Below are 17,048 nucleotides of genomic sequence, written 5' to 3'. Positions count from 1 at the left end.
CCGACGGGGCCAGGTCGGCGTACTCATTCGCGCTCGGCCAGGCACTCCTCGTCCCCGACGCGGATGGGGATGTCGACGTCGGTCTGCTCGTCGTCGGCCTCGAGGGTGAGCCGGTAGGAGATCCGGGCGACGAACTCACCGCACGGCCGGTCGTGGAAGTAGGACAGGTCGGTGGACGCCTGCCCGCCCGCGGGGACGTGCGCGGTCTGCAGGCTGCCGGTCAGCCGCTCCCCCAGGTCCTCGCCCTCGACGACGTTGCTGGCCTCGAACACCTCGACGCGGTACCAGCGCGGGAAGAGGTCCTCGGAGTCGTTGGTGATCGTCAGGCGGAGGTCGAGCGCGTACGGGCGGGTCGAGGAGGCCGCGCGCCAGCCGAGGTCCCGCAGCTCTGGCAGGACGGTGACGGTCACGCCGTCCGTCAGCTCGGCGCTCACCTCCTCGCCCGCGGCGGCCGGTGCCGCTGCGCCGCCACGCGGGAGCAGGACCAGGACGGTGAGGGCCAGGACGAAGGTGAGGGTCGCGGTGGCCCAGAAGAGGGTGCGGGAGGTGGCGGCTCGCGTTCCGGCTGCGGGGGTGGGGGCGGGGGTGGGGGCGGGGGTGGGGGCGTCGTCGTCGGTCATTCCTGCTCCTCCGTGCGGGCGGCGAGCGTGTACTGCTCCCCGTCGACGACGATGTCCATCTCGTAGTGCTCGGCGTCGCCGGACGGGGGTTCGTAGCCGGCGCGGATCCAGTACGGGTCGATGCTGCGGACCTCGCCGCCGATGCCGTCGAGCGTGCGCCGGCCGCGGTCGGTGGGGACGAGCTCCTCGCGCTCGCCCGAGTCGTCGACGGCGTAGAGGGTGAGCTCCAGGCCGTCGAGGTCGATCCACTCCTCGGTGGGGGTGTCGTCGGTGGGGGTGTCGTCGTCGGTGGGGGTGTCGGTGGGGGTGTCTGCGGTAGCGCCGACGTCGCCCTCGATCGCGACGACGAGGGTGATGTAGCGGTCGCCCGTCGGTGCTGCGAGACCTGGGACCGACGACGGCTGACGGACGTCCCGCACCGAGACGAGCGAGACCGGGCCGGGCGCGAGCGCGTCCTCGTCGCTCAGGCGATATCCGGTGACGTGCTCGTCCGCCCGGGCGTCGCGGACGAGGCCGAGGAGCAGGAAGGCGACGACGGCGCACACCATCCCGACGGCCAGGCCCAGCACGGGCTGGCGCCATCGGTGGCGCGTGGGCGTCGGGGGCGGCGTCATGGCCTGACAGTAGGAGGTGCGCGGAGTCCTGCGTAGTGGCAGCGCTCCCCCGTCAGAGGTCCCCACCCACCCCCTCTCTGGCGACCCCCTCTCCGGCGAGTGAGCGGACTTCTGCTTGACGCAGTCGCTCGTTCAGCACTGGACCAGTGCCACACTGGTTGGCGTGGTCACGCTGACTCTCTCCGTCGACCCCGACGTGCTGCGTCGGGCGAGGATTCGCGCGTTGCAGCGCAACGAGTCCGTCAACAAGTACCTGTCGGACGTCCTCGAGCGGTACGCGCGCGCCGACGACACCTCGGCCATCGAGTCCCTCCTCGCAATGGCGCTCGAGCACGACTCGGCGAGCGGAGACGGCGAGCGCGGATGGCGTCGAGACGACCTCTACGACGTGTGAGGTCTTCCTCGACACCAACATCCTCGCCTACCTCTACGACTCGGCCTCGCCCGGCAAGCAGGCAGCCGCTCGAGCGGCGATCGGTGAGGACCGGGACTTCGTCGTCAGCACACAGGTCCTCCTCGAGCTGTATGTCGTTCTCACGCGAAAGCTCGCGCCCGCACTCCCGGCCGAGCGAAGCGGGCTGCGCGGAGCTCTGGACGGAGGACCTCGCCGAGGGGTCCGTCCTCCGAGGCGTCACAGTCGTCAACCCGCTGCGGACGCACGTTCAGTAACACCGGCTGCCGTCATCGGAGGCGGGGCAGAGTTTCCCACCCGACTGCGAGGCTGCTCCTCGCGGCGGACAGGGGTGTTCGTCGTCGGACGACGCTGTTGATCACACCGATATTGACAACGAAGCTAACGACCACACCGAAATCAGTAGCGGCCGCCGGACAACAACACCCCTGCCGAGCAGCCTCGCGCCCCGACAGCCAGCACCCACTCAGGTGCCGCTGCGGCGAGTGCGGCGCGATCGACGATGGACCCGCAAGCTCCGACGCTCGGCCCGAGCAGGGGGACCCGGGACCCGTGGGTCGGGCTCCGCAGCTCGTCGCCCATCCCCAACCGGGCCGCGCGCCACACCTGGTCCGGGGCGTCAACCGTGCGGGGCTCGCGAGGGCTCATCCCCCGGTGGAGAACGCGCGAGCTGCAGCCATCGCGGCACGGACGTCTCCGTCTGCGATGACCTCGGTGGGGCTGCGGTCCTCGAGCTGCGGATTCATGCCGATGAACCACGCGCGCGCGACGTGCCGAGAGTCCCGCTCAACGAGATGCTGAAAGATCTGGAGGGCGCCGCGGAGCTTGCGCTCGACGTCAGGCTGCGGGGGACGCTGCTTCTCCTCGGCCCAGCGCGACACGGTCTGGGGGCTCTTGCCCACCATGTAGGCGACCACCTTCGGACCGAGGTTGTCGCTCAGATGCTCGACGATCTGGGCGACGGTCCAGTCCTCCGGACGCTGCCTGCCCTCGTTCGAGGAGGCAACGGATCGGCTGCCGTGCGCCGAGCGTGCGGCCACCATGACGGAACTCCCTCCGGTGCGCTGCCGTAAGAACGACAGCGATTCGACTGGAATATGAGTCCAACCTGACCTGGCTCTGAGGTCTATGCGCGGCGGACCGAGCCCGGCTCGTCGATTCCCAACCGGTGGGCGGACAGCTCACCGACCTCACGGAGCGACCCAAGGTCAGCGGCTGCCGACGCCGCGCTCCGTTCCGTTCCGCGGTCGGTCCCGGACCGTGATTCCACGACGAGCGCCGGCACGTACTCACGCGTGTGATATCCGTGCCCGATAGTCGGGTCGTTGCCGTGGTCCCCGGTGACGACGAGCAGGTCCTCGCCGCTCAGCCCCGCAGTCAGCTCGACGAGCGCCCGGTCCACCTGCTCGAGCAGGTCGGCATATCTCCCCACGTCCTGCTGGTGCCCTGCCAGATCGGTCTGCTGCACGTTGGCCACCACGAGATCGGCGTGCCCCTGCGCCTCGAGCGTCCACCGCAGGACGTCGGCGGTGTCGACACCGGGTCGCCTCTCCACCGGAAGGTCGCACTCGAGGATGTCCGCAGCCTTGCCGATGAGGGTCACCTGCTTCGCGTGGGCCGCGGCCACCTGCGGGAGCTGACTGGAGTGATCGATCGGCGCACCGAGATGCAGCACCTCGAGCCCGCCGTTGCGGTAGAAACCCGACGCAGGAGTGTCCATCCCGACCACGCCGAAGTCGCCGTCACGCACAAATTCCTCCAGCGGACCGTCCGACCGCCCGCCGACCGCGATGACCCGCGCCACCGGCGCGACGCCGCGCACCACGCGGGTGATCGCCACGATCTCCTCGAACGGCAGGTCGTCCAGCCGGCACGAGACGTTCCAGTTGAGGCCCGGGTCGGCCTCGAGATTGTCGTGGACGAGCGCGGCTCCGTCCACGATGAGCAGCGCCTGCCCGTCCAGGCGCTCGACACGGTGGCCCGCCGACCACAGCGCGGCCGCGACCGCGTCGATCCGGTCCGCGAGAGGGCACAGCACCACGTGCGACATGTCCGCGCCCATCATCGTCTGGTGGCCCGCGAACGTGTCGGCACCCGGGTAGCCGAGGGCGACCCGGTACGCCATCGCGCGCAGGCTGGCCGGCAGCCCGGTCGGGCCGTCCCCGGTCCCAGCCTCGACCGTCTCCCCCAGGTCCGGGCGCAGCGCCGCCAGCCCGAGCGCCGCCAGATGTGGGACGTCCAGCGGTCGACCGCGCTCGCGCAGCGACCAGCCGGCCACGTGGCCGATCGTGTCGGCCTCGACGTCGCCTGGCCGCAGCTCGCCGGCGTCCGGCATGGCTCCGATGCCCAGGCCGTCGACGACGAGGATCGTCACCGTCATTGTCCGGCCTCGATCCGCGTACCCAGGCTGTCGTAGATCCCGTCGATCACCGGAGTGCCTGAGGCGGCGCCGGACACGACGGCGACCCGGGAACGCGTGGCGAAGATCTGGGTCCGGAACGCCATGACGGCGGTGTCGCCGAGCCGCACCCGCTCCCGGTCGCCCGCCTCGAGGCCGAGGCGTCGGTAGTAGTCGATGTTCTCCGGCGGGGTGCCGATCAGGCGCCCCCGCACGGCGGCGCCGCGCGGGTCGATGAGCGCGTGCTCGGCGTGACCGCGCGCGTAGAAGCCGCCGCCCAGTACAGCCGCATCCGGCTCGGTGCGTGCGAGCTCGGAGATGTAGACCATGGCGGGGACCTCGGGGAGGTCGTCGCGGCGGGCGTGCTCCGGTGTCGTGCCGGTCAGCGCGTGCCCGGGTTCGACGTGGGTGGCGCCGTGCGCAGCGAGGACGGGGATCGTCGAGCAGCTGGACAGGCTCGGCATCGACACCACCGGATCGATCCCCCGGTCGCGAAGAACGCCTGCCGCAGCCTCGACGAGCTCACCGGTCGGCGTCAGCCGCGGCTCCCCCGTGTCCGGGGCGAGCAGCACGCACGGGAACCCGGTGACGCCGACGGCCCGCACCGCCGCCATCCGGTCGGACTCCTCGAGCAGTACGGCCACGTCCGCGAGGTCGATGCCGCCCTCCTGCGCCGGGTAGGTCGAAGCTGGATCCCCCGCGATCCGCAGGAGCACGTCCTGGACGATCCCGGCGCGTTCCGCGGCGGCAGCCACGGCCGCGAGGTTCGCGCGGTCGTAGACGGTCACGTGCGACGGGCGCCAGGCGAGCGCCTCGTCGAGGGCACGGACCGGGATCTGTACGAGGTGCCCGACGTTGCCCAGCTCGACGCCGGCCGAACGCAGGACCCGAGCCTCCCGCAGGTCGATGGCCGCGGCGCGGGGCAGGTGACGGGCGATCCGGGCGGCGAGCGCCGGGTTGCGCCCGAGCTGCTTGACCACGAACCAGGCCGTGACCCCGTGCTCCGCGGCCACGCTCGCGAGGGCGGCGGCGTTGGCCTCGACGGCATCGGCGTCGACGACGTAGGTATCGGCCTCGACCCGACCGTCGGCGTGCAGCTGGGCGGCAGCGTCGACCAGGAGCGGGTTTCGCCGGAGCAACGCGTCAAGAAACATGGCGTCCCCCCACCTGGTCGAGCGCGCGACGCACGAGACGGGCGGTGAGCTCGGCGCTCGCCCGCATCGGGTTGATGCGCAGCGTCCACTCCCGCAGGTCGGGCCTGGAGTCCAGTGCGGAGGAGGACAGCCGGTAGATCATCGGGGCGATCTCGTAGCGCGAGTTCGAGCCCACCGGGTACGGGGCGGCACCGAGCTGCGCGGCCGCCGCGCGCACCGCGTCGGCGACCGGTTCCTCGAGCAGTGCCACCACGCACAGGTCCTGGGCGTTCGCGAGCCGCGCGCCGACCACGCCCGGCACGTGGCCGGCGTCGAGGAGCTCGGCGAGCCGGGCGGCCTCCCGGGCCTGCGCAGCCCAGGCGAGCGGGACGGTGACGAGCGCGCGCAGCGCCTCGAGCGCCTGATGGCCCTGGACCTGGCCGCCGCCGGAGTAGTTGGCCGCGTGGGCGGCGTCGACGAGGTCAGCGTCCCCGACCACCACGCCCACCCCCTCCGGCCCGTGCAGCTTGAACAGCGAGAAGGCCGAGGCAGCGGCCCCGTGCTCGACGCCGATGCTCGGCGTGCGCAGGACCGCGTAGTTGTCGTCGACGATCACGCGCCGGCCGTGCTGCACCGCGAGACGCACGACCGCCATTGGGTCGAACGCGTCCTCGAGCCTCTGGCGCGTGTGCTGGACGTAGACCCAGGCGTCGTCGCCCGAGCCGGCGAGCGCCGCCCGCAGGGCGTCGTCGTCGCCCATGTCGACCCGCACGGTCTCGACGCACCCGTCCGCGAAGGTCTGCGCCGTCGTCGTGTAGTCCGGGGCATCGTGGACGAGGAGACGGCGGACGCCCGACCGCCAGGGCCCGGCGGACAGTGCCGTGCGGATGGCGCCGGTCCCTGCGCCCTGGACGAGGCACGCCGCCTTTCCGCCGAACGCGCGGGCGAGGACGCGTTCGACGCCGGCCGTCGTTCCGGGTCGACCCAGCGGTGGGCGCACGCCGGCGTCGGCCTCGAACGGCGCAGCGCCCGGCATCTCCTCGCACATCGCCTCGACGAGCCGCTGCTGGAGGTCGAACGCTCCGTCCGCGTCCATCACGGGCAGCGGCGTTGTGGCCGGCAGCTCTGGTCTCGTGGTCATCTGGTCCCCACCCCCGTCAGCCAGCGGAGCGCGTTGCGCCGGTAGAGCCTGTCGATGTCGTCGATCTCCAGCCCCAAGGATCGCAGCGAGTCGGCGAACGGTCCCAGGACGTGCCCGTAGCCCTGGCCTCCTTCGGACGCGAGGTAGGCGTGCCGGGAGATGTCGTTGCTGAGGAGCAGCCGGCCGCCGTACCCGGACTCGACGAGCGCGAGGATGCGGGCGCGGCGGGCGTCGTCGGGGCGGTAGGACTCCTTGCCGACCGTGTCGAAGGAGAGGTAGCAGCCGGCGGCGAGCAGCTCGTCCTGCTGGTCCTCGTCCGCGCTGAGGTCTTGGTGGCCGATCGCGATCCGGGCGGGGTCGAGGCCCTCTCTCAGCAGCAGGTCGAGCTGGGCGCGCGCGCCGGTGCCCAGGTGGGCGTGCGTGGCGAGCGAGACGTCGGCGCGGCAGGCGGCCCGCGCGGAGGCACGCAGACCGATCGACTCCGCGGGTGTCGGCTCCTCGGCGTGGGTACCGATCTCGGCGACCACGCCCGCCCGGATGCCGGTCCCGTCGATGCCCTCGAGCAGGTCGGCGAGCAGGAGGTCCGTCGCCCTCCCGACGTCGTCACCCGGCTCTCCGTCCGGATGGAACCTCGCGTAGTACCAGCCGGTGGCGGCGACGACGTCGACCCCCGAGCCGGCGGAGATCCGGGCGAGGACGGCGACGTCCCGCCCCATCCCGCGCGCCGTCTGGTCGACGACGAGCGCCAGTCCGTGCGCGTCGGCTGCCCGTGCGAGCTCCGCGGTGACCGCGTCCTCGTGGGCGAGGAAACCCTCGGCGTCGTCGCCCGTGCGCAGGTCGAGCGCGAGATGCTCGTGGGCGAGGACCGGGCCGGCGACCGCCGAGGCGGCCACCGGGCCCGAGACGGTGCGGATCGTCGTCGTGCCGGGCATGCTCACGCGGCGACCGGTGCGAAGAGGTCGACGAGGTACAGCAGGTTGAGGACCACGCCACCGATGATCACCGCGGCAGGACCGGCGGCCATCCGGACGACGGGCCGGCCCATGGCGTCGTTGAGCAGGTAGAGGCCACCGACGATGAACACGCCCAGCCCGCCGCCCATCGCGAGCGCCGCCATGAGCGAGCCGACGAGGATCGCGAGGTGCAGCGACTCGTGGATCGCGTTGCGGATGTGGTCGGCGGAGTCACGCACGGACGGCCAGTGCTGCAGCCAGCGACCGAGGGCCGACAGGGCAAAGACCTCGACGGCGAAGATCGCCGCGCCCAGGACCGCCGCGATGGCGATCGCGAGCACCGGGTTGTCGACCCAGTGGCCGGTGAGGTAGCCGACCGGGTAGACGAAGGTGAACCCGGCCATCGCGTAGGCACCAGACGCGAGCGCCGTCGTCGCGATGAGCGGGATGAAGCCGAAGGCCCGGTAGAAGTCGACCTGGGCCGCCTCGGTGACGTTGCCGTCGGCGATGAGGAAGGAGGTGGCCTCGCCGCCGGCGAAGACGTGGGTCGCGGACAGAGCGGCGACGCCGGCGCCGAGGATCGCGAGCCACGGCAGCCCGCGGCGCAGGCGTTCGGCGTTGGGGCCGAAGAGCTGGTCGACCGCCTCGGCCTCCGCTGCCTTCGACGCCCGGGCCGCATCGATCGCCTCCGCGCCCTGGGACGCCAGCTCCCTCTGTTCGGCTGCCCGTCGCGTGCGGTCCTTGGTCAGCGCAAAGGCCAGCAGCATCGCCACACCGAGGGCCATGGCGATGGCACCGGCGAACATGGTGGGCCACAGCTTCATCGTGGCGACGATCGCCACCGCCTCGACGCCGAACGTGATCGCGCCGCGCATCTTGCCGAACTGCTGGGCGACGGCGATGACGGGGAACATGGCGAACAGCCACAGGATCGGCGTGCCGATCTGCTGCAGGGCGGTGATGAAGTCGATCGGCAGCTGCTGCGCGGCGTTGTTGACCGTGGACAGGCCGAACGCGCAGATCGCGCCCCAGCTCAGGCCGAGCGCCGCGGCGAGCCACGGCCAGGGAGCGATGAGGCCGAGGATCTCGGCGGGCAGGAAGATGAGCCACGGGTTGAGGACGCCCGTGGACAGGGCCATCGGCGCGCCGAGGCCGAAGATGAACCCGGCGGACAGGCCGAAGATGATCGTGGCGGTCGCTGCCCTGCTCGTGCGCCCCTGGATGAAGTCGAGCATGAACGGGCGGGCGCCGTCGTTGAAGACGGCCAGCGCGTAGTGGGCCAGGACGGCGGCGATCGCCGATACGGCCAGCACCACGCCGGATTGCCAGACCTCGAAGCTGATCCCCACCTGCGGAGCGGAGAGCATCACGGTGCCCATGGTCAACGTCCTTCGTCGTGCGCGACGAGCGCGCGGTAGATGGTGGGCGCTGCAACCTCGACCTGGTCTACCGAGAAGCCCAGCGCCTGCACGCCGGACTCGACGGCGGCCGTGACGTCGTCGGACGTGGGCACGCGGCGGGCGAACGTGTGGCACTTGTTCGTGCCGAGCAGCCCGACGAGCACGCCGAGGCTGGCACCGGCGCCCGTGTGGCAGGTGCCGAGGAAGTAGTCGGCCTGACCGGAGCGCAGCTTCATCGCCGCATCCATGTCGCTGCCGACCGCGACCGAGTCGGTCTCGCGCAGGATCGGCTTCAGGGCATCGGCCACGGCGGACTTCGCCACGCCTCCGACGATGATCTTCATGATGTCTCCTTCGACTGGGACTGGTGCTGCGTCTGGTGCTGGTCGATGACCGCCAGGTGGATCGCGACGAAGCGCCGCTCGGGCTCGGGGACGTCGACCGACAGGCGCTCGGAGACGCGGGCGGCGAGCTCGCTCGCTCGTGAGTCGGCGTCGGGGACGGTGCGTCTGACCTCGTCGTAGACGGCCTCCACGGGTTGCTCGACGGACGTGTCGCCGTCGACCGCCCTGGCGAGCGCGCTGACGAGGTGGGAGACGAACGAGCCGACCGCCTCGTCGTCGAGGGCCCCTCCGGGATCGATGCGGTCGACCTCGTCGGCGACGGCGTCGACGACCGCGTCCGGAACCGTGTCCATGGATCGGTAGACGTCGAGCCGGGCAGTGACCGTGGGATGCATTCGGGACTCCTTGGGGGCGGGGATCAGTAGGTGGGGATCGCGCGTCCGGCGACGACGTCGTCAGCGATGCCCAGCACGCGGTCGCTGCGCAGCGCGTCGAGCACGGCCACCGAGATCGGGGTGTCGCCGGCGAGACGGAGGACGACGCCGCGTGTGTTCGCGTCGCCCACCGAGTCGGGCAGCGGGTGGAGGTCGATGGGCGTGGAGATGTGCGAACCGATCTCGTCGGCGTTCCACACGGTGGCGTCGACGGCCCCGTCGGTGAACGCGCGATCGAGGTGGTTGTAGGACATCTCGATGCGTCGCTCCGCCGGGAGGTCCGGGAAGACGCGGGCCACCAGGTCGACGAGATCGGCCGAGCTCGGGTCGACCGCGACCCTCAAGGTTGCGTCCGTGGGGTCCATACCGCGGCGGACGACGACGGCGTGCGCCGCGACGTAGCTGCCGGGGCCGTAGTCGTGGACGGTCTCGACATCGCCGAAGGTGCTGGCTGCCAGGGCGGAGACGAGGGCGAGGTCGACGCGCCCCTCGCGCAGCGCGCGGACCCGGGCGACCGAGCCGCGGATGAAGGACAGCGTCAGCGGCATGGCGCCGTCGTCGAAGGCAGCCTGGAGGCCGGTGGCAAGCCCCTCGTACCGACGCGTGTACGGCAGTGGCATCGCGAGCGAGGCTGAGCGCCGGCCGGACAGCTCCCAGAGGTTGCGGTGGTCGATCGCCTCGACGAACGTGCCGAGCCGCCCACGAGCCTTGAGCCGCAGCGCAGCAGCCTCCTCGAGGACCGCGAAGGCGGCCTGGATCGTCCCGCGGCCGCAGTCGAGCTTCTCAGCGAGGTCGTCGACCTTCGGGATGCGGTCACCGGGCGTGAGCGCGGCGAGCTCGCCCGCCAGGCGTGAGACCACGTACCCGACGCGCGTCATGAGAATCTCCGTCGACACCACGGAGAGAGAATATCCAGGATCCTGGATTAATCAATGGGCTGCGCGTCCGTTGCCACCGCGGACAGCCGCAACCGAGGGACGCACCTCGACGGGGGGAGCCGACGCGGGCTCGATGTCAGACCCACCCGGCAGGATCAAGATCGAGGTGGTCACATGTCGAAATCGACACGCAACTCAGGCAAGCCATGGTCCTCGACCGAGAAGCAGGAACTCTCAGCCCTCGCCCGAGGCAATACGCCCACACGAGTGATCGGACTGAAGCTCGGACGGTCCGAGAGCGCCGTTCAGTCGATGGCGTCCAACCTCGGCGTCTCGCTCAAGCCGACGAATCGGCCCCCCTACGGAACGCGAAAGTAGCGGATCGCCCCGAGACCCTGACTGAGCCAGCCCCTCAGCCGACCTCGACCACTCGGTCGGCGGCGTCACGCGTTGCCTGGATGGCCCGGGCGTTGGGCTCGTCGACGTCGCGGACCCAGTCCCGCGCCTGCTGCTCGCTCTTGCCGAACGTGACGTGCCGGGCGACGAGGCGCTCTCGACGCAGCGCGTCGGGCACCTCGACGAACCACGTCTCGCCGAGCACGCCGCGCAACGCGTCCCAGGGTGCGTCGTCGGCGAGGAGGTAGTTGCCCTCGGTGATGACCAGGTCGACGTCCGGCTCGATCGCCACGGCGCCGGCGATCGGTTGCTCCAGCTCTCGCTCGAACCCCGGCGCGTAGACGATGTGGTCCGGGGCAGCCGCCACGCGCTCGAGGACGGAGAGGTAGCCCCAACCGTCGAACGTGTCGATCGCGCCCTTGCGGGCCCGGCGCCCCAGCCGGTCGAGCTCGACGTCCGCGAGATGGAAGCCGTCCATCGGGAGGATCCCGACGACGACGCCCCCCGCCCGCAGGCCCTCCGCGAGCGAGGCGGCGAGGGTCGACTTGCCCGCGCCGGGAGCGCCGGTGATGCCGAGGATCGGGCGGCGTCCGGACCGCGCCTGCCCCTCCCGGGCCAGCCGCGCCGCGCTCTCGACCAGCGCGTCAGACACCGGTCCGCGCCGATCTCGCGGCGGGGCCATCAACCCTTGGGCAGCCGCGGGGCTGCGGCCTCGTCGTTATGGTCACCGCACCATCCTGCGTCACGCGGAACGCGGCGGAGGGGATCGCCTCCCGGACCGCCGCTGTCGATCACGGCGATATCGACAGCGAAGCTATCGATGACACCGCAATCGACAGCGGAGCGCGGAACGAACAACCCGGTCCCCCGCGGCACGCCCGCCCCGCACCCGACCGCCGCCGGCTACCCCCGGCGAGCCGCCTCACTCCCGGGGAGCCGCGACACTCCGGGCGAGCCGGTTCACTCCCGGCGAGCCCCGACCGGGGCGAGGGACTCACCCGAGCCGGCGTGCGACGTCGTCGTGCCGGGACCGTGGCCCCCGTCCGCGCGAGGCGCGCCGCCCTCCCCGGCGCCAGGGGTACGGGAGGTGGGCGCGTCGTCGTCGGGGGCGCCGCGACGAGCGGTGGCTGGCGTGAGGAAGGCGGCGCCGACGAGGACGACCATCGGGACGATCAGCGCGTTGCGCAGGCCGACCTCCTCCCCGAGGAAGCCGAGCACCGGGGGGCCGACGAGGAAGGCGAGGTAGCCCACCGTCGAGACGAGCGCGACGCGCGAGGCCGGCTCCGGCCCGGAGTCGCCGGCCGCGGACAGTGCGAGCGGGAAGCCGAGCGAGGTGCCCAGGCCCCACAGCACCACGGCGAGCCCGGCCACCAGCTGGCTGTCGACGAACGCGACGAGCCCGAGACCCACGACGCCGGACATCGCGCTCCCGGCGAGCACGACCGGGCGCCCGATGCGCTCGACGATCGCGCCGCCCGCGAAGCGCCCCACCATCATCGAGGCGGCGAACACGGCGTAGACGGCGGAGCCGAGGGCAAGATCGACACCGTGGCCGTCGACCATGATCAGCGGCAGCCAGTCGTTCGCGGTGCCCTCGGCGAGCGCCATCGCGAGCACCACGAGCCCGATGAGCAGCAGGCGGGAGTCCTTCCAGACCCGCACGCGCGGCCCGGCGGCGGTGAGCGCCCGGGTGGCGGGGTCGACCCGACCCGTACCACCGGGGACGAGACTCATGCTCGCCAGGGCGACGACCAGCGCGACGGCGCCGACGAGGACGAGGTGGACGCCGACCGGGAAGCCGCCCCACGTGGCGAGCATGCCGAGCAGGGCGCCGATCACCGTGCCGAGGCTGAAGCAGCCGTGCATGACGGGCAGGAACGAGCGCCCGGTCAGCTCCTCGATCGCGGCGCCCTCGACGTTCATCGCGACCTCGCCGGACCCCATGCCGGCGCCGAACAGCGCGAGGCCCGCGGTGATGACGGACTGCTCACCGAGGGCGGAGCCGAGGCCGATCGTCGGCATGCTGAGGACGAGCAGCGTCATCCCGACCACGACGACCGGCTTCCCGCCGAACCGCGTGACCAGCGGGCCCGCCGCGAGGATGCCGACCATCGACCCGACCGATAGGCCGAGCAGCACGAGGCCCATCTCGGCCGTCGAGGCACCGATCGCGTCACGGATCGCGGGCGTGCGCGTCACCCAGGACGAAATGGCGAGGCCGGGCAGGAGGAACAGGGCGAGCAGCGCCAGCCGTCGACGGCCGACCCCCGACTCGTGGCGGGCGATCACCTCGGACATACAACCTCCTAGGGCACCTTCGTCGCGTGCGCGCAGCGTGCTCGCTTCGCCATTCGTGTACGTTCGTACATGTTTCGCGGACAAATGTACACTGACGAGCGGGACGAGGGTACGGCCGACGACGACCGGAGGATGAGATGTCCGCGACAGGACGGGGCACGGGGGCCGCGACAGGACGGGGCACGGGGGCCGCGACAGGACGGGGCTCGGGAGGCGCGGGCGGAGGGAGCAAGGCAGCCGCGCCCGGACGGGGCCCGGGCGGCGCGAGCGGGCGCAGGCGCGGGGCGAACGACCCCGAGCGGCGCGAGCGGATCGTGCGGGCGGCCCTCGACTCGATCGCCGAGGGTGGCGTGCGGGGGACGACGCACCGCGCCGTGGCCGAGCGTGCGGGCGTGCCGCTGGGGTCGATGACCTACTACTTCGACGGGCTCGAGGAAATCTTCGAGGAGGCGTTCCGGCAGCTCGTACGCACGATGACCAGCCAGTTCCGCGCGGCGATGGAGGGGGCCCGGTCGCAGGAGGAGGCGTGCACGGCGCTGGCCGCCCTCATCTCCGACGACGAGTACTCCACGCCCCGCGACACCACCGCCATGCTCGAGCTGTACGCCTACGGCAACCACGACCCGGCCGTCGGGGCGCTGCGCAACGAGTGGACGCAGATGTCCTCCGACGCCCTCGCCCTGCACTTCGCCGAGCCGACGCGCAAGGCGCTGGACGCCCTGGTCGAGGGCTTCACGGTGCACGCGTTCTTCCGCTCGAACCGCCCAGACCCCGAGGTGGTGCGGGCGACGATCGACGCCGTCGTCGCGCGCCTCGAACCACCCCCTCACGAGTGAGGGGACTTCCTCCCCGCGGGAGAGCGGACTGCCTCCCCGCGAGTGAGGGGATTTCCTCCCGGCGAGTGAACGGACTGCCTCCCCGCGGGAGAGCGGGGCTCGGTCCGCTGGGGTGCGTGGAGTGGATCCTGGCGTCGCGCTGTCGCCCAGTCAATCGGGTACGTGTCGAGGCAGTCGCCCGGGGCGTTGACTCACCGCTTCGCCGATTGACTCACCGGCCAGGCCACGCCCCGGGGGTGCCCGCGGCCCGACGAACGAGTGAGCGCCGCCCGGACCGAGGTCCGGGCGGCGCTCACTGGTGAGGAAGATTCCCCGCACTCGTGGAGAAGAATCCCCTCGTTGGTGAGGAAATATCCCCGCACTCGTGGGGTGCGTGTCAGCGGCGGACTCCCAGGGTGTCGGAGCCGTCGCCGTTCCAGTCACCGACGAACACCTCGTCGCCGGCCCGGCCGTAGCGGACCTCGGTGTCGGCCACCGTGGACGTCAGCGAGTTCGAGACCAGGTAGAGGTTCCCGCGGCGCACCGCGAAGGTGTCGACCGCGTCGCCGTCCCAGTCACCGACCAGCACGTCGTCCGACGCACGGCCGTAGTCGAGCTCGACCTCCGCCCAACCAGTGCTCAGCGAGTTGGACACGTAGTACGTGTTGCCGCGACGGACCGTGAAGGTGTCGATGCCGTCGCCGTCGTAGTCCCCGACCAGCACGGTGTCGTCGGCGCGGCCGTAGTCCAGCTCCGCGTCGGCGTTCCCACCGGTCAGGGAGTTCGACAGGAAGTAGCTGTTCCCCCGGCGCACCGCGAACGAGTCACTGCCGTCGCCGTCCCAGTCACCCACCAGCACCGCGTCGTCCGCGCGGCCGTAGGTCAGCTCGACCTCCGCCGCCCCGCCATACAGCGAGTTGCTCAGGTAGTAGGCGTTCCCGCGACGCACCGCGAGGGTGTCCGCGCCGTCGCCGTCCCAGTCACCGACCAGGACCTCGTCACCCGGGCGACCGAAGGAGAACTCGTGGTCAGCCCAGATGCTCCAGCCGTCGTTGAGGTAGAACCCACGACCCGGCGACGGCGGCACCGGCTCACCAGGCTGCTCGGCACCCTCGGTGACCTCGAAGGGCACCTCGGCGACGGTCGGCTCGGCGCTGACGGTCAGCGACTGCTCGCCGACCTCGGCACCCTCAGGGATGGTGATGTCGACGGTCGCCGTGCCGGTCGTGTTGTAACCGTCGGACGGGGTGTTGTCGACGTCGGCGGTCCCGACGACCTCGTCGCCGAGGAGCACCTCGACCTCGAATGGCTTGGCGGCCGCCTCGGTCGTGAACGACAGGCCCGAGAGGTCCACCGAGACGGTCTCGCCGGCGGCAGCCGACGTCGGACCGGTCCAGCCGATCGAGCGCTGCTCGTAGGTCGGGGAGAGCTCCTCGTTCGCCGCCAGGTAGTCGTTGAGCGCCTGGACGTCCTGCACTCCGGCGTCGACGAAGTTGCTCGCGTTGTCGGTGAACCCGGTGAACGCGTCACCGCCCGCGAGCAGGAAGGTGTTACCGGCGATGCGGACCTGCTGGTCGTCGGCCACGGGCTCGCCGTCGATCGTCAGGGAGAGGATCTCGTTGCTCTCCGGGTCCCACACGTAGTCCAGGTTCTCGGACCAGCCGAGCGCCAGGTACGGGTGCGAGTCCGTCACGGTGCGCTGCTGCTGCTCGAGGAGCAGGCGCAGGTCGGAGCCCGGGATCGTCACGGCGCCGATCGTGTTCCCGAAGGGCTGGACGTCGAACGCCTCCTGGTAGGTGACAACGCCGTCGCCGTCCGGGTCGAGGTCCGCGCGGATACCGCCCGGGTTGATGACGCCGATGTCGGCGCCGAGGTTGAACTCGTTCGCCGACGCCAGCGCGGCGTCGCCGAGCAAGTTGCCGAGCGTGGACTCCGCGCCACGGTTCGTGCCGTCGGGTGCTCCCGTGCGCGAGCCGCGGTCGAACGGCGCGACGACGGAGCCGACCTGCTCCTGGCCGAGCTCCTCGCTCTCGGCCAGAGCGTCCTGGTAGAGCGCCTCGATGTCCGCGTCGCGCGCGGTCTCCTCGGTGATCTCGATGTTCTCCGCCGTGTCGACCGTGATCTCGCCGGACTCGGGGTCGATCGTCAGCTGGGTGTTGGCGACGTGGCTGCCGAAATTACCGGGCTGCAGCAGCGGGGCACCGGCGCCGGTCTCGGTGGACTTCACCAGGTGCGAGTGGCCGGCGAATGCGGCGTCGATGTCCTCGGACAGGCCCGGGGCGATGATGTCGGCGTCCTCGTGGATGAGCGCGACGACCACGTCGGCCTCGCCGTTGCCCTCCTCGTCGACACCGTCGGACAGCTCGGCGGCGCGCTGGTTGGCGACCTCGACCTCGTCGAGGAACTCGAGGCCCTCGATACCGGCCGGCGAGACGACGTTCGGGGTGTCCGAGGTGACGGTGCCGATGATGCCGACCCGCACGCCGTCGATCTCCTCGATGGCGTAACCCGGGTCCGCGATCTCGGGCGCGCCGTCGACGTTGGCGCCGAGGTGGGTGAAGTCCGACGCGGGGATCACACGGTCGCGCAGGTCCGCGTAGCCCTGGTCGAACTCGTGGTTCCCGACGGCGGCATGGTCCAGGCCCATCGCGTTGAGGATCTCGAGGGTCGGCTCGTCGTTGGCGATCGCCGAGACGAAGGCGGAGCCGCCGATGTTGTCGCCGGCGGAGAGGAACAGGGTCCCTGTCTCGTTCTCGGCGCGGATGCCGTCGACGACGGTCTGCACCTGGGCGGCCGTCTCGATGTGTCCGTGGAAATCGGTGATGACGGCGAGGTCGATGGTGACCGTGCCGTCCTCGTTCTCGACCGCGAGGGCCGGGGCCGCCGCGGCGACCGATCCGAAGAGCGCGAGGACGCCGGCGCTGGCCGTGATCCTCACCGTAGAGGGGCGTGACATATGGGGGAGACCTCAGTCTTTCGTCGGGCCGACAGGGGTAGGGCGCGGCCAGGCTATCGCCGGTCCCATGCCGATCCCCGGGTCTCACCGAGCGGCCACCAAGAGTTCACCCGCGGTTGGTCGGTCCGACCTGTGGCTTCACCACGTGGTCACCGGTGCGTGCACGGATTCTCGCGTGCGGAGCCTGGTGCTGATGCGCACCGTGCCGACCCCGGTCAGCCCTTGCCCGACGCCTCGCCGGGGCGGAGGAGGCGAG

16 protein-coding genes and 1 pseudogene are annotated in these 17,048 nt (G+C 71.7%); 3 read left to right on the top strand and 14 right to left on the bottom strand.

The genetic code is table 11. The features are described from left to right. Positions 1 to 23 precede the first annotated feature (23 nt). Positions 24 to 620: a hypothetical protein gene (locus ACPYO4_RS14660; RefSeq protein ID WP_425709991.1), complete on the bottom strand. Its 597-nt coding sequence runs from the start codon at positions 618 to 620 to the stop codon at positions 24 to 26. Continuing rightward, a complete protein-coding gene (locus ACPYO4_RS14655; RefSeq protein WP_425709990.1) occupies positions 617 to 1,234 on the bottom strand; it encodes a hypothetical protein in 618 nt (205 codons plus the stop codon). The genes ACPYO4_RS14660 and ACPYO4_RS14655 overlap by 4 nt, the downstream gene beginning before the upstream one ends. A gap of 163 nt (positions 1,235 to 1,397) precedes the next feature. Between ACPYO4_RS14655 and ACPYO4_RS14650 the strand changes: the two genes are divergently transcribed. Continuing rightward, a complete protein-coding gene (locus ACPYO4_RS14650) occupies positions 1,398 to 1,628 on the top strand; it encodes a hypothetical protein (RefSeq protein WP_425709989.1) in 231 nt (76 codons plus the stop codon). A 13-nt stretch (positions 1,629 to 1,641) separates the two neighbouring features. Then, positions 1,642 to 2,004: pseudogene (locus ACPYO4_RS14645) on the top strand (hypothetical protein); the annotation flags it as partial. Between the two features lie 286 nt (positions 2,005 to 2,290). Here ACPYO4_RS14645 and ACPYO4_RS14640 read toward each other — a convergent pair. The 11 genes from ACPYO4_RS14640 to ACPYO4_RS14590 form a co-directional block, all read right to left on the bottom strand. Further along, positions 2,291 to 2,689 (bottom strand): hypothetical protein, encoded by a 399-nt coding sequence (locus ACPYO4_RS14640; protein ID WP_425709988.1) that lies wholly within the window; start codon positions 2,687 to 2,689, stop codon positions 2,291 to 2,293. An 83-nt stretch (positions 2,690 to 2,772) separates the two neighbouring features. Then, positions 2,773 to 4,026: a phosphopentomutase gene (locus ACPYO4_RS14635; RefSeq protein WP_425709987.1), complete on the bottom strand. Its 1,254-nt coding sequence runs from the start codon at positions 4,024 to 4,026 to the stop codon at positions 2,773 to 2,775. Continuing rightward, complete coding sequence (locus tag ACPYO4_RS14630) at positions 4,023 to 5,198, bottom strand: alanine racemase (RefSeq protein ID WP_425709986.1); 1,176 nt, start codon at positions 5,196 to 5,198, stop codon at positions 4,023 to 4,025. Before ACPYO4_RS14630 ends, ACPYO4_RS14635 begins: the two co-directional genes overlap by 4 nt. Beyond that, positions 5,188 to 6,318: a hypothetical protein gene (locus tag ACPYO4_RS14625; protein ID WP_425709985.1), complete on the bottom strand. Its 1,131-nt coding sequence runs from the start codon at positions 6,316 to 6,318 to the stop codon at positions 5,188 to 5,190. Before ACPYO4_RS14625 ends, ACPYO4_RS14630 begins: the two co-directional genes overlap by 11 nt. Next, positions 6,315 to 7,250: a phosphotriesterase family protein gene (locus ACPYO4_RS14620; RefSeq protein WP_425710006.1), complete on the bottom strand. Its 936-nt coding sequence runs from the start codon at positions 7,248 to 7,250 to the stop codon at positions 6,315 to 6,317. The genes ACPYO4_RS14625 and ACPYO4_RS14620 overlap by 4 nt, the downstream gene beginning before the upstream one ends. A 2-nt stretch (positions 7,251 to 7,252) precedes the next feature. Beyond that, positions 7,253 to 8,650, bottom strand: a complete 1,398-nt coding sequence (locus ACPYO4_RS14615; protein ID WP_425709984.1) for a YhfT family protein — start codon at positions 8,648 to 8,650, stop codon at positions 7,253 to 7,255. Positions 8,651 to 8,652: 2 nt separating this feature from the next. After that, a complete protein-coding gene (locus tag ACPYO4_RS14610; RefSeq protein ID WP_425709983.1) occupies positions 8,653 to 9,015 on the bottom strand; it encodes a DUF2620 family protein in 363 nt (120 codons plus the stop codon). Next, a complete protein-coding gene (locus ACPYO4_RS14605; RefSeq protein WP_425709982.1) occupies positions 9,012 to 9,410 on the bottom strand; it encodes a hypothetical protein in 399 nt (132 codons plus the stop codon). Before ACPYO4_RS14605 ends, ACPYO4_RS14610 begins: the two co-directional genes overlap by 4 nt. Positions 9,411 to 9,433: 23 nt before the next feature. After that, positions 9,434 to 10,327, bottom strand: a complete 894-nt coding sequence (yhfZ, locus tag ACPYO4_RS14600) for a GntR family transcriptional regulator YhfZ (protein WP_425709981.1) — start codon at positions 10,325 to 10,327, stop codon at positions 9,434 to 9,436. 412 nt (positions 10,328 to 10,739) lie between these two features. Beyond that, the gene (locus ACPYO4_RS14595; RefSeq protein WP_425709980.1) at positions 10,740 to 11,375 is read right to left on the bottom strand and encodes a nucleoside/nucleotide kinase family protein; all 636 of its coding nucleotides are present in this window, start codon (positions 11,373 to 11,375) and stop codon (positions 10,740 to 10,742) included. A gap of 308 nt (positions 11,376 to 11,683) precedes the next feature. Then, entirely contained in the window at positions 11,684 to 13,021 is a 1,338-nt protein-coding gene (locus ACPYO4_RS14590; RefSeq protein ID WP_425709979.1) for an MFS transporter, read from the bottom strand. A 137-nt stretch (positions 13,022 to 13,158) separates the two neighbouring features. Between ACPYO4_RS14590 and ACPYO4_RS14585 the strand changes: the two genes are divergently transcribed. Then, positions 13,159 to 13,857 carry a TetR/AcrR family transcriptional regulator gene (locus tag ACPYO4_RS14585; RefSeq protein ID WP_425709978.1) on the top strand — a complete coding sequence of 233 codons (699 nt, stop codon included), beginning with the start codon at positions 13,159 to 13,161 and terminating at the stop codon, positions 13,855 to 13,857. Between the two features lie 376 nt (positions 13,858 to 14,233). On the opposite strand, the gene ACPYO4_RS14580 is transcribed toward ACPYO4_RS14585, so the two are convergent. Beyond that, positions 14,234 to 16,774, bottom strand: a complete 2,541-nt coding sequence (locus tag ACPYO4_RS14580) for a bifunctional metallophosphatase/5'-nucleotidase (RefSeq protein ID WP_425709977.1) — start codon at positions 16,772 to 16,774, stop codon at positions 14,234 to 14,236. Positions 16,775 to 17,048 lie beyond the last annotated feature (274 nt).

This window comes from Georgenia sp. Z1491 (assembly GCF_049856175.1).
In the GTDB taxonomy this organism is placed as follows: Bacteria; Actinomycetota; Actinomycetes; order Actinomycetales; family Actinomycetaceae; genus JB111.
Note: the sequence above shows the minus strand (reverse complement) of the source record. Positions and strands in the feature narration are given on the sequence as shown.

What these genes read in the sequence shown, in the direction of transcription:
- ACPYO4_RS14660 (WP_425709991.1), bottom strand. Translation starts at nt 620, where the DNA reads ATGACCGACGACGACGCCCCCACCCCCGCCCCCACCCCCGCCCCCACC.
- ACPYO4_RS14655 (WP_425709990.1), bottom strand. Translation starts at nt 1,234, where the DNA reads ATGACGCCGCCCCCGACGCCCACGCGCCACCGATGGCGCCAGCCCGTG.
- ACPYO4_RS14640 (WP_425709988.1), bottom strand. Translation starts at nt 2,689, where the DNA reads ATGGTGGCCGCACGCTCGGCGCACGGCAGCCGATCCGTTGCCTCCTCG.
- ACPYO4_RS14635 (WP_425709987.1), bottom strand. Translation starts at nt 4,026, where the DNA reads ATGACGGTGACGATCCTCGTCGTCGACGGCCTGGGCATCGGAGCCATG.
- ACPYO4_RS14630 (WP_425709986.1), bottom strand. Translation starts at nt 5,198, where the DNA reads ATGTTTCTTGACGCGTTGCTCCGGCGAAACCCGCTCCTGGTCGACGCT.
- ACPYO4_RS14625 (WP_425709985.1), bottom strand. Translation starts at nt 6,318, where the DNA reads ATGACCACGAGACCAGAGCTGCCGGCCACAACGCCGCTGCCCGTGATG.
- ACPYO4_RS14620 (WP_425710006.1), bottom strand. Translation starts at nt 7,250, where the DNA reads ATGCCCGGCACGACGACGATCCGCACCGTCTCGGGCCCGGTGGCCGCC.
- ACPYO4_RS14615 (WP_425709984.1), bottom strand. Translation starts at nt 8,650, where the DNA reads ATGGGCACCGTGATGCTCTCCGCTCCGCAGGTGGGGATCAGCTTCGAG.
- ACPYO4_RS14610 (WP_425709983.1), bottom strand. Translation starts at nt 9,015, where the DNA reads ATGAAGATCATCGTCGGAGGCGTGGCGAAGTCCGCCGTGGCCGATGCC.
- ACPYO4_RS14605 (WP_425709982.1), bottom strand. Translation starts at nt 9,410, where the DNA reads ATGCATCCCACGGTCACTGCCCGGCTCGACGTCTACCGATCCATGGAC.
- yhfZ (WP_425709981.1), bottom strand. Translation starts at nt 10,327, where the DNA reads ATGACGCGCGTCGGGTACGTGGTCTCACGCCTGGCGGGCGAGCTCGCC.
- ACPYO4_RS14590 (WP_425709979.1), bottom strand. Translation starts at nt 13,021, where the DNA reads ATGTCCGAGGTGATCGCCCGCCACGAGTCGGGGGTCGGCCGTCGACGG.
- ACPYO4_RS14585 (WP_425709978.1), top strand. Translation starts at nt 13,159, where the DNA reads ATGTCCGCGACAGGACGGGGCACGGGGGCCGCGACAGGACGGGGCACG.